Here is a 15,349-nt window from a genome sequence, read left to right on the forward strand (position 1 = left end):
TGCTTACCCAAAGCGGCCGGTAATATAATCCTGCGTCTGCTGTTCACGCGGGGTTGTGAACATGCGCGCTGTGCTGTCCACTTCAATCAGCTTGCCCATATAGAAAAATGCTACCTGATCCGCACATCGCGCAGCCTGCTGCATGTTGTGCGTTACAATAGCAATGGTGAACTCCGTTTTCAGTTCATCCAGTAACTCTTCAATACGAGCGGTGGAAACTGGATCCAACGCACTTGTGGGTTCATCCAGCAGAATAACTTCAGGCCTTACGGCAATCGTGCGGGCAATGCACAAACGCTGCTGCTGGCCACCAGACATAGCCGTAGCAGAACTGCTGAGCCTGTCCTGAACCTCAGACCACAAAGCCACGCGTCGCAGAGCATCTTCTACCCGCCCATCCATTTCTGAACGAGAAACACGCTCATGCAGCCGAATGCCAAAAGCAATGTTATCGTAAATGGACATGGGGAATGGTGTGGGTTTCTGAAACACCATGCCAATACGTGAGCGCAGTACGTTCAGGTCCACTCCGGCAGACAGAATATTCTGGCCATCAAATATCACCTCACCCGTGGCCTTTTGCCCCGGATACAGATCATACATCCGGTTCAGCACACGCAGCAGAGTAGATTTACCGCACCCTGAAGGGCCAATCATACCCGTTACGCTGCGTTCGGGAAAATTAAGAGAAATATCGTGCAGCGCGTGTGACTTACCATAATAGAAATTCAGATCCCGCACTTGCAAAGCAATCGGGCGGGCATCTTTTTCTGTCTCGGCAACAGTCACTGTCTGCTCTGCGGCAACGGTTTCCGTTTGGACCTCTATGCTCATGTCCGTCCTCCACGGGTTCCGACCCGCACCACAATATTAATAATCAACACACCGAGTGTAACCAGCAGCGCGCCTGTCCAAGCCTGCTGCATCCAATCCTGATAAGCTGAACCTGCATACTGGTAGATAGCCACAGGCAGGCTGGCCATGGGCCGATTCATATCAACAGACCACTCGGAATTCCCCAGTGATGTAAACAGCAACGGTGCTGTTTCACCCGCCACACGCGCCACAGCCAGCAGCACACCTGTAAGAATGCCGCCACGTGCTGCACGCAGGCAGATAAACAGGATCACCCGCCATTTTGGAGCCCCTAGCGCAATACCGGCCTCACGCATGGCAACGGGCACCAGATAAAGCATATCTTCGGTTGTGCGCACCACAATCGGCATGGCCAGAATGGCAAGGGCCAGAGAGCCTGCATAACCAGAAAAATGTCCTAGCGGCGCCACCAGCACCATATAGATGAACAGGCCAATCAGAATGGATGGAGCAGAAAGCAGCATGTCAGAAACAAAGCGCACCGTGCGCGCCAGCACACTGTTTGTGCCGTATTCTGCCAGATAAATACCTGTCAGCAGACCTGCTGGCGTGCCCAGCAGAATTGCCAATCCAGTTTGCAAAATGCTGCCCATAATGGCATTGGCCAGGCCGCCATTCTGGCCCGGTGCGGCCATGGAATGTGTAAACAGGTTAATGCTTAGCCCAGCTAACCCGTTTTTAAACAGTGTCCATAAAATGGACCCCAGAACACACACAACAATCAGCATGGCCAACCAGCTCAGGCCGGTTGCCATTCTGTCGGTCACTTTCCTGCGCAACAGAAGCGAGGCAGAACGATCAGACCGAAGCAGGGAACGTGATGTGGCCATTCTTAACCTCCCGCAGCTTTCTGCCCACGGGCCAGAAGCCAGCGAGAGAACCAGAGTGTCAGGAACGAAATCGCCATCAGAATAGCCCCCAGCGCCATAAGAGACGCCAGCTTCAGGCTCCCTGCCGGGCTTTCGGGAAATTCCAGAGCAATAAGAGAGGCAATGGTGTTGGCCGGTGCAAAAAGTGACCAACCAATATGGTTGCTATCCCCAATAACAAAGGTCACAGCCATTGTTTCACCCATGGCACGGCCCATGCCCAACACAACAGCGCCAATCACACCCTGCCGAGACCACGGCAGCACCACGTTGCGCATAACCTCCCAGCGCGTTGCGCCCAACCCGTAGGCACTTTCACGCAATACCGTGGGCATGGAAACAAACACATCCCGCATAACGGCGGTAATGGAAGGCGTAATCATAATCGCCAGAATAAGGCTGGCAGTGAACAGGCCGGTGCCAAACGGTGCGCCTGCCACAAGCGCAGAAAGCCCAGGCACATGCCCGAACAGATGCCGCGCTGTAGGCTGCACATAGTGGGCAACCAACGGCACCACCACAAAAAAGCCCCACATCCCGAAGATAATGGAAGGAACAGCAGCCAGAAGCTGCACAGCCATGCCAATAAAAGCCGCCGCTGCCGGAGGCGCAAGGGCTGCCAGCCAGAATGCAGTCCCAAAAGCCAATGGCACCGCCACAACAAGCGCCATCGCACTGCTGACAATAGTGCCAAAAACGGGTGCCGCTGCCCCAAAGTGCTGGGTAACGGGGTTCCACACCGCAGATATAAGGAATTCAGGCCCAAACACAGCAAAGGCTTTCCAGCCCCCTACTGCCATCACGCCAATAATGGCCCCCAGCACCACCAGAACACCAACACCGGTTGCTATCACCAGCATCCTGAAGAAAGGATCTGCTGTGCGAACACCTCCGGCTGGGTGGTTCTTTTTTGTTGCGGGCAGGGGCTGCCTTGCGGAAATTTCCATCTGCTCTCCGTTCCGAACGTCCGCCGGATGCGAGGAGGAATACTGAACGCCTCCGTCTCCTGCAACATATCCCCCGCAAGAAAGCTGGGTAAAAGCAGATTTGTCACAAAACTGTAGCAGGAAAAACCACTATCCGCGGTCTAGCCACAATCCCGGCCTGACAGAAGTTTCTTTGTAGTCTAATGTGCAGCCCCCATATATCTGGCGGAAGCCAGATTGCTCCGGAACCACACAGCAGACAGAAACCAGAGAGAAGACCCCACCATGGCCGGTTACAGATCCCGCACCACCACACACGGGCGCAACATGGCAGGCGCTCGTAGCCTGTGGCGCGCCACCGGGATGAAAGACTCCGATTTTGGCAAACCCATTATTGCGGTTGCCAACTCCTTTACCCAGTTTGTGCCCGGCCATGTTCATCTTAAGGATATGGGCCAGCTTGTGTGCCAATCCATTGCAGAAGCTGGTGGAATTGGCCGTGAGTTCAACACCATTGCGGTGGATGATGGCATTGCCATGGGCCACGGCGGCATGTTGTACAGCTTGCCCTCGCGCGAGCTAATTGCTGATGCTGTGGAATATATGGTGAATGCACATTGCGCAGACGCATTGGTGTGCATCAGCAACTGCGATAAAATTACGCCGGGCATGCTTATGGCCGCCATGCGGTTGAATATTCCCACTATTTTTGTTTCCGGCGGCCCAATGGAAGCCGGGCGCGTAACATTGGCGGATATTGAACAGCGCGCAGACCTTGTGACCTCCATGGTTTCTGCTGCCAACCCAAATGTAAGCGATGCCGATTCGCTGGCTATTGAACGCTCCGCCTGCCCCACCTGCGGCTCCTGCTCTGGCATGTTCACGGCCAATTCCATGAACTGCCTAACCGAGGCACTGGGCCTCTCCCTACCCGGCAATGGCAGCCTTGTGGCCACACATTCCGCACGCCGCGGCCTGTTTGTAGAAGCAGGCCAGCGTATTGTGGATATGGCCCGGCGTTATTATGAGCAGGACGATACCTCCGTGCTGCCACGCAGCATTGCCACAATGGATGCGTTTGAAAACGCAATGTCCGTGGATATCGCCATGGGCGGCTCTACGAACACCGTACTGCACCTTCTGGCCTCCGCCCATGAAGGCGATGTGCCTTTTACGATGAAGGACATTGATCGCCTTTCCCGCAAGGTGCCGCATCTGTGCAAGGTTTCTCCTTCCCGCCCAGATGTGCATATGGAAGATGTGCACCGCGCTGGTGGTATTCCAGCCATTATGGGTGAGCTGGATCGGCTGGGCCTGTTGCATCGCGATGTGCCCATGGTGCATGCCGCCAACTTGCCTGAAGCCTTGAAAAATTGGGATATCCGCGCACCAGGTGCTGAAACCAACACCACAGCACGAGACTTCTTCCGCGCCTCTCCGGGCGGGGTGCGCACTACAGAAGCATTCTCGCAGTCCAGCCAGTATCATGAACTGGATATGGATACAGAAAACGGTGCCATCCGTAATGGCGCACATGCGTATAATCAGGATGGTGGCTTGGCTGTTCTGTACGGCAATCTGGCCGAAGATGGCGCTATTGTTAAAACAGCAGGTGTTGCGGCTGGCTTGGAAACATTTTCTGGGCCAGCACGTATTTTTGAAAGTCAGGATGCCGCTGTTTCCGCCATTTTGGGCGACAAGATCAAACCCGGTGATGTGGTGCTGATCCGCTACGAAGGCCCCAAAGGCGGCCCCGGCATGCAGGAAATGCTCTACCCCACCAGCTATCTGAAATCCAAAGGGTTGGCTGAAAAATGCGCCCTCATTACAGATGGTCGCTTTTCGGGCGGAAGCTCCGGCCTGTCTATTGGCCATATCTCCCCTGAAGCAGCCGAAGGCGGGGTTATCGGTTTGGTAGAGGAAGGCGATATTATTGAAATTGATATCCCCAACCGCAAACTGGCTGTAGCTGTACCGGAAAGCGAATTGTCTGACCGCCGGGCACGTATGGATGATCTGGGTGATCAGGCATGGCAGCCCAAGCGTGACCGTGTGGTTTCCAACGCCCTGAAGGCCTATGCGGCCCTGACCACCAGCGCAGCCCGTGGTGCCGTAAGAGATGTAAGCCAGCTTACGCGGCGGACACCGCGTTAATACACAGCTTTTCAGCACATTAAGCAACAAAAAGCCCCGGTGGAAAAATCCACCGGGGCTTTTTCATGCCGTTTCATCCAGACCGGATATCACCTCAAAAAAACGATATCCACGCAGATAAACTCTTACTGCCCTGCTGCTGCCGGAGCTTCAAGCGGAGCAGCAGCAGGAGCCGCCTGTGTTGCAGGGGCTGCTACGCTATCACCACCCGGAGCGGCAAGTTGCGGCCCACTGGTGGGCGGCTGGGGCACGTTTTCATTGGTGATGACGTAAGAAATGGATTCCGCACGGGTAATATCCACCACATCACCAATTTTCAGAGTCGCCAGAAAATCCTGCATAGCCTGCGTACGCAAAACGGCAACATGCAGCGCGCTATCGTCCGTTACAAAAGAAACCGTGTGGGTTTTCAGGTCAATCGCCTTAATGGTGCCACGTTCACGATTGAAAGCTGCAATAACACCACGCGGGTGGCCGTGCGCATAACCACGGGCAGTTGTGAGTGTGGATTCGGGCAGCGGGCTACCTGGAGGAGCCATCTGGGCACCCAGTGTTTCCACAAAGCGAATTTTGAGGTGATCACCTTCATGCAGATGCGGCAGATCACGCACAGCACTACCATATTCAATGGTGATCAGATGCCCATTGCCTTCACGCAGCAGCACTTCACGCGCATCACGGTCCACTGTTTCAACCACAGCGGTTGCGGTCTGGTTTTTCAAAAGCACGGAAGCCTGAGCATGAGCTGCGGAAGGAGCAGCAGCTAAGCCAGCTACAGCGAGCGTGCACACAGCCACAGAACCTGTGACCAAAGAAGACATACGGGAAACGAGAGGATGCAACGCTCTTAATCCTTTCCAACATCAGTCTGATGCAGCCATGCGCCAGACACTGGGTTATTTTAATGCCCGTGATACAATGGTTTCACCATAACACAAGCCATGACGCCATGTTATGGTGTCTGACAACGACGCGATCAGAAAACAGAAAGCCCGTCTGGCAGACCAGACGGGCTTTGCTGCATGAAATCTGCAAGAAGCAAATTTTATGCGCAGGACTTCTTCTTACGCAGAAAATACACCACTGTTGCAATCAGTCCGGCAACCAGAAGGCCACGCACACACGGAGATTTCGGGCACTTAACCGCACACTTGGACATGTTTTGTTATCCTTGATCTATTCCGCCCGTTACAATCAGGCAGATAAGTTACCCTACCCTATACGGGCCTGCACGTCATGCCATTGAAACAAATGTTGGCATATGTTCATGACAGCTGCGCAAAAATCTAGACTGTCAGAATCGTACTACCTGTTGTGCTGCGCGATTCCAGCGCCCTATGCGCTTGCTCGGCTTCTGCAAGCGGGAAGCGTTGGCCAATTGCTGGCTTCAACACCCCCTGCTCTACCATTGCAAACAGTTCCTGCGCCCCGACCTCCAACTCCTTGCGGTCTGCAATATATGTCATCAAAGATGGGCGTGTCAGATACAAGCTTCCATGGGCACTTAAGGTACCTACAGATACCCCTGTCACCGGCCCGGATGCATTACCATAACTGACCAGAAGCCCACGTGGCGCAAGGCAGTTCAGGCTGGTTTCAAAAGTATCTCGCCCAATGCTGTCATATACAACGGGTACCATTTTCCCGTCAGTCAGTTCCCGTATCCGGGCAGGTAAATCTGATATGCCAATAACAACATCTGCTGCACCGCAAGCCTTAGCAATAGCCGCTTTTTCCTCTGTAGAGGTTACGCCTATCACCCGCACACCCAGATGCCGCGCCCATTGGCACACAAGCTGCCCAACACCCCCTGCCGGGGCATAAACCAAAATATCCTGTCCTGTACGAACCTGATAAACTTGGCGCAACAACATATGGGCCGTAAGGCCACGTAAGGTAACTGCCGCAGCAATCTCAAATGGAATAGCATCTGGCAGCACCACCAGCCTGTCTGCTGCAATGGTGCGATAACGGGCATAGGCCCCCAAAGCTCCGGCATAAGCAACTCGCATACCGGGCCGAAGATGTTGTACCCCTTCACCCACTTTTTCCACCACGCCTGCGCCCTCATTCCCCGGAATAGCTGGCAAAGTTGGAAACGGGTACAGACCGGAACGAAAATAGGTATCTATAAAATTAACACCTATGGCTTCCTGCCGTAGCAGCACTTCCCCTTTTTGAGGCTGAGGAACAGGAAGCGTTTCAACACGCAATACATCTGGTGGCCCTGTGTGATGTACACGCACAACTGTGTTGAGATCACTTGCCATTTCTTGCCTCATTTTCCACTGCCCGCTGCATGCCCCTCCGTCATGTTTCCAAGCAACACAGCGGCCAATAAGTTTATAGCGTTCCAGACATGCAGGGCCTGCCTTCCTGAAAATCAGGGGCGGTCTGCGTCATCCTCACCCAGAAAACTGATAATATGCTTCAAATCCGTCAGCAGGATTCCCACAACAAAACGTATGATGGGGTCTGCCGTTTCATCTTCTGCTGGAAGGGCAGAAATAACTTCTGCCGCCACACGGCTATCATTACCTGAACGGGCAGTGGCTTCATCATTGCAGCGCTGAATAACCCATTGGAACCCACGCAGCAGACCAGCACTAATGGTGGCCACCTGTTGTGGAGGGATAGTGGAGCCTGAATGTGGAAAACGCAGCATGGCGCGCGCTACCACCAATGCATCCATTTGCAATTGCCGCACTTCCTTGGGCAGTTGCGCCAGCATGGGGTCTCGTTGCTCCAACGGTTTCCAGTGTTCGCGCCGCGCCTCTTCCAACGCAGCCTGAACCTTGCGCAACGATGCCGCGCAATCATCATTCATGTCCTGAATGGTCACCCAGTCTGTATTTCCAGAGCGGGCTTTTTGCAGCATGGCCACAATTTGCGTCACTGTTTCCGCAGCGTTGCGAAAGGCATCTCGTCGTGCCTGCTCATGCAGCACAACGTACGTTACCAGTGTGGAAACACCTACCCCGATCAGAATAGCCAACACGCGCTCAATAGGCCGGAGGTAAGGATCTCCTTCTGATGGAAACAAAGTGGCAATCATAAGCGTAACCACGCCCATGCGTGCTGCGGGCTTCCAACTGACCAACACGGCCAGTGGAATAAAGGCGATTGCAAAGGCCTCCCATAATGGCCAACGCAAAAACATCATCAGCGTAATGGGTACAATACTGGCAACCGCTCCAATCAGGGTGCCAACAATCTGATCCCGCCCTTTGGAAATAGTGTCCGTAATGCTGTTTTGCGTGACAATGACGGAGGTAATAATGGCCCAACCCGGCTCCTGCAGATTGGTAAGCCACACCATAAAGCCAGAAAGACCAACGGCACTCAGCAGCCGTACAGTCTGCCGCGCCACAGCATTGTTCAGCCATGGCGCCTGAATAGAAAATGGAACCATTTATTGAGACGTATCTTCACCCGTTAAGGAAAACGGAATCCAGCGCAAACCATCCGAATCATGCACAAGCAGCAGCACTGAACGCTTTTTGTCCTTCTTGGCTGCTTCAATCCGTTTTTTCAGATCTGCTGGCGTATTGACTTCTGCCTGCTGCACTTCGGTAATCACATCTCCGGGCTTTAACCCTCGGTCTGCGGCAAGACCATCATCCTGCACCGATGTCACCAGCACCCCTTTCTGATTTGCAGACAGGCCGTATTTCTGCCGGGCTGCTGTATCAATCACACCAACAGAAAAACCAAAATCTGCAAAACTAATAGTTTCCTTGGTTTTAGATGGGGCCGCTGGTTTCTGCGGCGTATCAGCCGCAGGCTCTGGCAATGCTGCAATAGTGACAGGCAGATCCAAGATTTTACCATGCCGCCATACGCCAAGATGAGCCACACTGCCTACCGGCAATTGGGCAGAAAGGCGTGGTAATGCCTTGCCTTCAATCGGCTGCGCATTCAGCGCCTGAATAACATCCCCGGTCTGCAAGCCCGCTTTGGCAGCGGGGCCATTTTTTTCCACCCCGGCCACCAAGGCGCCGCGGGCAGGCGTAAGCCCCAGACCATCCGCAATATCCTGCGTAACATTCTGGATTCTCACTCCCAGCCACCCGCGTGAAACCTTGCCGGTTTTACGCAGTTGCTCGACCACATTGCGGGCCTCGTTGGAAGGAATGGCAAACCCAATACCAACAGATCCGCCGGAGGGCGAATAAATGGCTGTATTTACGCCAATAACCTGCCCATTCATATCAAACAACGGGCCACCGGAATTGCCTTTGTTGATAGGCGCATCTGTCTGGATGAAATCATCATACGGGCCTTGGTCAATATTGCGCCCGCGTGAGGAAATAATACCTGCCGTAACCGTGCCAGACAAACCAAACGGGTTACCAATAGCCAGCACCCAATCCCCCACTCTGTGGCTATCACTATTACCGAACTGCACAAAAGGCAGAGGCTTTTTACTTTCCACCTTCAGCAGTGCCAGATCTGTTCTATCATCATGCCCAACAGCCTTGGCCGTTAGTACCGTGTTATCCTGCAAGGTAACCGTAATACGGTCTGCCTTACGAATAACGTGGTTGTTGGTCACGATGTACCCGGTAGGATCAATAATAAAGCCAGACCCCAATGCCTGCATCCGCCGTGGCGGTGCATCTGGCTCGGTCTGCCTGTTCATGAAATCATGAAAGAACTTCTCGAACGGAGAGCCCTGCGGAAAATTGGGCATCTGTGGCAGTTGGTCATCTTCATCATCATCGTCCGAATCTGCCCGCACTGTCTGGGTAGTGGAAACATTCACCACAGCAGGCAAAAGCTTTGCCGCCAGATCTGCAAAGCTTTCCGGCACACGCTGCGCAACCACGACAGGTGGCGCAGCCGTGGAAGCCTGATCTGCCTGCGCAGGATACGCAAAGCTTGCCCCCGCCAGCAAAAGACCAGACAGAGAAAAAACACGGGCAAAACGGGCAGATATACGCATGAAGAAACAGTCTTTCTGTCAGACAGCGGCAGGAAAGGATATTGTGAGTTTATGGCATGAACATACTGAAAGGTCAGCCCGATTTACACATGCGGTTTTTTGTTCTGCCCATATCGACCCAATTTGAAGCCGTTATTCCGCCGCTAAATCCAACACCCACTGAGCCACGGCCTCACCTAACAGGCGGTAGCCCGTATCACCCATATGAATGCCATCGGGGGAAAGATCTTCCCGCCCTAAACCGTATGCTTTGCTCCACAGCTTCATCAGCTCAAAACGTGGGAACACAGGCATTTCCAGTTCCTGCCCCAGCGCATGCACCGATGCCTGAAAAGCTGGCGCCACGGGGCATTCATCCAACAAACGGCACCATTGCAAATCCATGAGCGCAACGTCTGCTCCATTTTCACGCAGGGCAAGCAGATCATCCCGCGTTATCTGTTCAAAATCTGTCAGATTTATGCCTGTTAGCGGATCATTTACACCGCCTTGCCAAATTACAAGATCTGCCTTGTCTGCCAGAACCTGTGCCAGCCGTGCATGCATCTGCATGGCCCCTTGCCCACCAATACCGCGATTGATGACTTCCAGCTTATCAGGCACCGCAGCGCTCATTTTTTGCTCAAAAACACCTGCATAACTGGCAGCGAGTGATGAGGCACCTACCCCTTCTGTGGAGGAAGATCCAAACAACGTTATTCTTACTGGCTTTTTGTGCCGCAAAAGCTGGGCCACATGCGGTAGGGAAGAAACCTTGGTTAAGGACATGGTGTTTCCTTCACAACAATCGCTGGCACTGTATTACTTACTGGCAGCCAATGCAGCCCGTTGGCGTGTACGGCGGGCATCCAGCCAAGCGGCCAGCCAGAACAGCACAGCCAGCCCCACAATGTTGACCGCCACCTGTAAGCCCCAACCTTCACCAAACGTGCTAAAAATAAGCCGTGCGTACAGATCCAGCACCGTGCCCACCACAAAGATTTCCAAGGAATGACGGCCAACCCGTGCCAGAATTTGCCCCAGCTTACTTTCCGCCGCCCACTGCCGCGCTTTATCTGAGGACTGAACCAGATAAAAAATGGCCACAACATCCAGCAGACGAAACGGAGAAAGCCATGTTTTAGCAGGCGCTATGGAATCTCCAAACGGGCGGAAATCTGGCAGCCCCCACAATGTCCACGGAAAAGCCTGAATGGCAGAAAACGCCAGATACAACATGCCGGCTATCACCAGTAACCGCTTCTGCGGCAGATCCCCCCCACGCCGCTCGGTTTCGGCTGAGGCCGTAAGACCCAGCGCAAACAGAAACTGCCATGCAAACGGGTTGAAGTACCACCCATCCGGGTCCAGCCAGTTAGGAAAGTTTATTTCCGGATCAAAATTAACGAACAACCATACGGCACCAGAAAGCACGAGCGCGAGTGAGCGATGCACACGCATTAGCACATAAAAAAGTGGGAACCCGCCCAGCAGAACAATATAAAGAGGCAAAATGTTAAGGTTACTGGGCAAGGCATCAAACATCATCACACGCCAGACCCAGCCCATGCCATGTGCCAGTTCAGGCTCCAGATAATCGACTGAAACCGGAGTAAAATGACGCCATGCCCTTACGGTGAAGACATAAGCCGCCACCATAATAGTCTGGCCAATATAAAGCTGCACACACCGGCGAAAAATCCGCTTTAGAATTGTGGTTACACCGTATTTTCTAAAGCCACGCCCATATGCCAACCACGATGCATACCCTGCAAGCAGCACAAATACTTCCGCCGCATCTGCAAACCCGACATTGCGCATGGTAAAACGGTTGAGCAGGTTTTGAGGGATATGGTCTATAAACATCATCAGCAACGCCACACCACGCATGGCATCAATCCGATGATCTCGCCCTCGGCCCGCAACAGGCTTGGGTGGCTGTGCAGAAACAACACCAGATCCTGAAGTTTTTTCAGCCTGTGAGGTCATTTTGTTCACCCGGCCATCCGCCACTGCATTTACCATGTGCGTCATCTACCGGCCTCATCTGTTCTGTGCCAGAAAAAATCTGTCACACGCAGGAAACACTCTAAGCCTGCACACCATCCCGCGCAGCGTTGCCTCTTGACGGCAAGCCATGCTTGCTGTTGCCAACACACCAAACCTCATTACCTTCAACAGGAGCAAAATTGTGGCCCAGCCTCCCTCCATTTCCTCTCAGGACATCGCGCGCGTTCTGGAAAATGTAAAAGACCCACAAACGGGCAAAAACCTGCTGGCTTATGGGCATCTGGAAGGCTGTTCACTCACAGAAGGCAAACTTTCTGTGGCCTTTGCTGTCGCGCGCGAACACGCCCAAACAATTTCTGCTTTATGTGATGGTGCAGCCCGCCAACTAGAAACACTCCCGGGTGTGCAAAGTGCAAGCATCATTCTCACCGCACATCGCCCCGCCGGAGCAGCAGCCAAACCTAAATCAACATCTGGCGGACATCGCCCTTTAGGGGGCACGACACCCGCTGATGGCAATGCCCCTATTCTTCCCGGTGTAAAAACCATTATTGCCGTAGCTTCGGGCAAAGGCGGCGTGGGCAAATCCACCACCGCAACCAATCTGGCTGTTGGGCTTGGTTTGGAGGGCCTGAAAGTTGGTCTGCTGGATGCCGATATTCACGGCCCTTCCCTGCACCGCATGTTGGGCGCAAGGGGCAAGCCTGAAGTTGTAGATGGCAAGCTGCAACCCGTTGAAGCATGGGGCATCAAGGCTGTTTCCCTTGGCATGCTGGTAGATGAAAAGGCCGCCATGATCTGGCGAGGCCCCATGGTGATGGGCGCCATCAACCAACTGCTGACAGATGTGACATGGGGAAATCTGGACGTGATGGTGGTGGATCTTCCACCCGGCACTGGGGATGCGCAGCTCTCTCTTACGCAAAAAGTGCCTCTAACTGGGGCTGTTATTGTGTCCACTCCGCAGGATATCGCGCTAATTGATGCGCGCCGTGGGGTGACAATGTTTGAAAAAGTAAATGTGCCCGTATTGGGGCTAATTGAAAATATGTCCTATTTCTGCTGCCCGAACTGTGGACACAACACAGAACTATTCGGCCACGGCGGCGCCAAAAAAGAAGCCGAAGCCATGGGCGTACCTTTCCTTGGGGAAGTCCCTCTGCTGGCAGACATTCGCGCCAGCGGAGACAAAGGCGTGCCTGGCATTATTGAAAACCCGGATGGTGAAGGCGCCAAAGCGTGGCGCCACATTGCACATACAGTTGCAGAGATGCTGCGACCACAGATACAAAAGTAAACAATTTTAAAAGCAGAAACAGACCTTTCCATTAAGTATAAGGGAAAGGCCTGTTTTTTCTATAAACCCAACAAACAGTTTATTTGGATTTCGGCTTATGTGCCGGAGATGTTTTTGAACCCTTTTTGAAAAAAGCCCGGCACTTAGGGCTGAGCTTATCCTGCTTACGTTCCATACATGCTGTAATTTTCTTTTCATTGGGAATAGCCAGAGCACAAAGGCGCACAGCATCCCCTTTACAGGCTTCTGTCTGCTTATCCCGCAATGTGTCTGCATGAACAGGATATGCCAGCCCGATCATGGCCACACCAGAAAATACCATAGAGATACGCCGCATAAAATGTGTCATTCTATACTCCATTAAATTTCAGAATTTTCCAAGCACTTGTAACATGCCAAGATTAAGGATTTGTACATTTAAAAATACTCACAAACCCAAGCAGGTTGAAAGACATATCCTCACCTGCCCTTCTGCATGACATCCTTACCGGCCAAGCTGAGGGCAGATATTTTTCATTCCACCTTGCTCATGATCACAGAATTGAAAGTGCCAATTATCTTTGGTGGGTGGAGCATTCAAAAACAGAACACCCCACACAACTACAAGCGCTACAGCAATAACCACAAAAGGCCATAGTGGCGGCAAATGTCCTGCCTTCAAAGGTTTCCGTAGCGTTGTGCTTTGCTGGCCTTCCTGCACAATCTGCTCAAAGAATGGCGTTCCCCCCTTTGATGCATCTGTATCATCCGGCTTGTTTATCATGATCAGGATAACACTCTAGCAATCAGCCTTTCAAACTGGCCAGCATTTCATCCCATTCACGACGGCTAAGGCCAGAACCTTTCTGCTCTACTGTTTCTCCAGCCAGCATACGGCGCAAAACCTGCATCATTGTTGCCGAGAACGTGACAGCACCACGGCGATATTCTTCAAAGGCGCTGGCTGTTACCGGCACCCATGCATGCAGAATTTTCAGCATGATTTCTGCATAAACCCGGATTTCATACTGCGCATGCGGGTCTATCCGCAGGGCCAGAAAGTGCATGAGGTTATGGAGGTCTATTTTCCAGTACCATTGGGTATAGGTGTTCAGGGTCAGATTAATACGCCCCAGTTCACGCGCCAAACCGTATCCATTTTCCGCATCCAGCATTTTTTCGTAATCACGATACGTGCGCATGGCATCATCACGCAGGATATCCAAAACCTCTGCTGCCTGCTCTGGGGCCAGAATCTGCCCTCGGCCCTGCCGGTTTACTTCGCTCTGGGCGGCCATATGCTCTGGCGCAGGCAGATAAAATTCACTGTCCAGAATGGAATAGCGTGCCGAATATTCATTCACGCTGGCCATGCGATGGCGAATCCACTGCCGCGCCACAAAAATCGGCAGTTTGACGTGAAATTTCATCTCACACATTTCAAACGGTGAGGAATGGCGATGGCGCATCAGATACCGGATCAGCCCCGCATCTTCTGAAACCTTGCGGGTGCCCCGACCGTATGAAACGCGTGCAGCCTGCACAATGGCAGCATCGTCCCCCATATAGTCAATAACACGCAAGAACCCATGATCCAGCACTTCCTGCGGTTCATACAGCATAGCTTCCAGCGCCGGCACGGTAGGCCTGCGCGTGGCAAAGGTTTCCTGCCCGTGAGCTGCTATTTCCGCCCGCTGTTCGTCGGTCAGTGACATGGTCTGGCCCTTACTAAAATCTTTGCAAAACACGGAACTGAGCCAATAGCGACCACCCCGCGAAACGCGGGTATTTTACGTACACAACGCACTATAGGAAAGAGGGAGAAAGGGTTAATTCCGCTTGCAATCCATTACCGGACTTCCTATGTTTGGGGTGTGAGAAGTTCGCTTCTGACTATGGCAATAAACGGGGTATGGAATAGGCGTAGTGGACCCGGGGGCGGTACCCGGCGTCTCCACCAATCATTCAGCCTGTAAAGGTTTGGACAGATGGGGACGAAATAGGCTCGACACGCGCAGTAAAGATATTCTTTTTGCCCGGTATTGTACCACCGTTATCGGGCTATTTTTACAAGTGCCAATGATAACACTGAGGTGCTCGCTGTCGCTGCATAAGCGATAAGCGCGGTTCGGGAGGGCACCGGGCAACAGAAGCCCTCCCACCTCATTTCCCCGTTCAGTTCTGCTTCAAACACCACGGCTTGCATGGCTGGTGTTGCAACAAACATGCCCGGCGTGCTTGCGCTTGCGTGATCTTTCGCGCATCCCTGCGTTATATAGATATCGATCAAAAAGCCGGGGTCTCCCCGGTGGCG

Annotated in this window: 14 protein-coding genes and 1 other RNA gene; 3 read left to right on the forward strand and 12 right to left on the reverse strand. The window is 53.0% G+C overall.

The features are described 5' to 3' along the window. Positions 1-3: 3 nt before the first annotated feature. The 3 genes from pstB to pstC are packed head-to-tail and all read right to left on the reverse strand — an operon-like array spanning position 4 to position 2,692. Positions 4-834, reverse strand: a complete 831-nt coding sequence (pstB, locus tag FKW19_RS13175; protein ID WP_089179738.1) for a phosphate ABC transporter ATP-binding protein PstB — start codon at positions 832-834, stop codon at positions 4-6. Further along, positions 831-1,706 (reverse strand): phosphate ABC transporter permease PstA, encoded by an 876-nt coding sequence (gene pstA, locus FKW19_RS13180; RefSeq protein WP_006115062.1) that lies wholly within the window; start codon positions 1,704-1,706, stop codon positions 831-833. Before pstA ends, pstB begins: the two co-directional genes overlap by 4 nt. 2 nt (positions 1,707-1,708) lie before the next feature. Further along, positions 1,709-2,692 (reverse strand): phosphate ABC transporter permease subunit PstC, encoded by a 984-nt coding sequence (pstC, locus tag FKW19_RS13185; RefSeq protein ID WP_063354702.1) that lies wholly within the window; start codon positions 2,690-2,692, stop codon positions 1,709-1,711. Between the two features lie 264 nt (positions 2,693-2,956). Between pstC and ilvD the strand changes: the two genes are divergently transcribed. Continuing rightward, positions 2,957-4,825: a dihydroxy-acid dehydratase gene (gene ilvD / locus FKW19_RS13190; RefSeq protein ID WP_063354703.1), complete on the forward strand. Its 1,869-nt coding sequence runs from the start codon at positions 2,957-2,959 to the stop codon at positions 4,823-4,825. 125 nt (positions 4,826-4,950) lie between these two features. Here the strand turns inward: ilvD and FKW19_RS13195 are convergent, their stop codons facing one another. The 6 genes from FKW19_RS13195 to FKW19_RS13220 form a co-directional block, all read right to left on the reverse strand. Continuing rightward, positions 4,951-5,646 (reverse strand): hypothetical protein, encoded by a 696-nt coding sequence (locus FKW19_RS13195; RefSeq protein WP_063354704.1) that lies wholly within the window; start codon positions 5,644-5,646, stop codon positions 4,951-4,953. A 465-nt stretch (positions 5,647-6,111) separates the two neighbouring features. Continuing rightward, on the reverse strand, positions 6,112-7,107 hold the full coding sequence (locus FKW19_RS13200) for a quinone oxidoreductase (protein WP_089179739.1): 996 nt from the start codon (positions 7,105-7,107) through the stop codon (positions 6,112-6,114). Positions 7,108-7,208: 101 nt separating this feature from the next. Further along, positions 7,209-8,237, reverse strand: a complete 1,029-nt coding sequence (locus tag FKW19_RS13205) for an aromatic acid exporter family protein (protein WP_006115067.1) — start codon at positions 8,235-8,237, stop codon at positions 7,209-7,211. Further along, positions 8,238-9,770: a DegQ family serine endoprotease gene (locus tag FKW19_RS13210; protein WP_089179740.1), complete on the reverse strand. Its 1,533-nt coding sequence runs from the start codon at positions 9,768-9,770 to the stop codon at positions 8,238-8,240. Between the two features lie 132 nt (positions 9,771-9,902). Next, positions 9,903-10,538: an SGNH/GDSL hydrolase family protein gene (locus FKW19_RS13215; protein ID WP_089179741.1), complete on the reverse strand. Its 636-nt coding sequence runs from the start codon at positions 10,536-10,538 to the stop codon at positions 9,903-9,905. A gap of 33 nt (positions 10,539-10,571) precedes the next feature. After that, the gene (locus FKW19_RS13220) at positions 10,572-11,783 is read right to left on the reverse strand and encodes an OpgC family protein (RefSeq protein ID WP_089179742.1); all 1,212 of its coding nucleotides are present in this window, start codon (positions 11,781-11,783) and stop codon (positions 10,572-10,574) included. 157 nt (positions 11,784-11,940) lie between these two features. Between FKW19_RS13220 and FKW19_RS13225 the strand changes: the two genes are divergently transcribed. Beyond that, on the forward strand, positions 11,941-13,056 hold the full coding sequence (locus FKW19_RS13225; RefSeq protein ID WP_089179977.1) for an Mrp/NBP35 family ATP-binding protein: 1,116 nt from the start codon (positions 11,941-11,943) through the stop codon (positions 13,054-13,056). A gap of 79 nt (positions 13,057-13,135) precedes the next feature. On the opposite strand, the gene FKW19_RS13230 is transcribed toward FKW19_RS13225, so the two are convergent. The 3 genes from FKW19_RS13230 to thyX form a co-directional block, all read right to left on the reverse strand. Then, entirely contained in the window at positions 13,136-13,417 is a 282-nt protein-coding gene (locus FKW19_RS13230; RefSeq protein ID WP_089179743.1) for a hypothetical protein, read from the reverse strand. A 123-nt stretch (positions 13,418-13,540) separates the two neighbouring features. Beyond that, positions 13,541-13,819, reverse strand: coding sequence for a hypothetical protein (locus FKW19_RS13235; RefSeq protein ID WP_089179744.1), 279 nt, complete (start codon positions 13,817-13,819; stop codon positions 13,541-13,543). A 22-nt stretch (positions 13,820-13,841) separates the two neighbouring features. Beyond that, positions 13,842-14,750, reverse strand: a complete 909-nt coding sequence (gene thyX / locus FKW19_RS13240) for an FAD-dependent thymidylate synthase (protein WP_035352263.1) — start codon at positions 14,748-14,750, stop codon at positions 13,842-13,844. A gap of 120 nt (positions 14,751-14,870) precedes the next feature. Between thyX and ssrA the strand changes: the two genes are divergently transcribed. Further along, positions 14,871-15,198, forward strand: a transfer-messenger RNA (tmRNA) gene (gene ssrA / locus FKW19_RS13245). Positions 15,199-15,349: the final 151 nt, after the last annotated feature.

This window comes from Acetobacter sp. DmW_125128 (genome assembly GCF_008704325.1).
Classification (GTDB): domain Bacteria; phylum Pseudomonadota; class Alphaproteobacteria; order Acetobacterales; family Acetobacteraceae; genus Acetobacter; species Acetobacter oryzifermentans.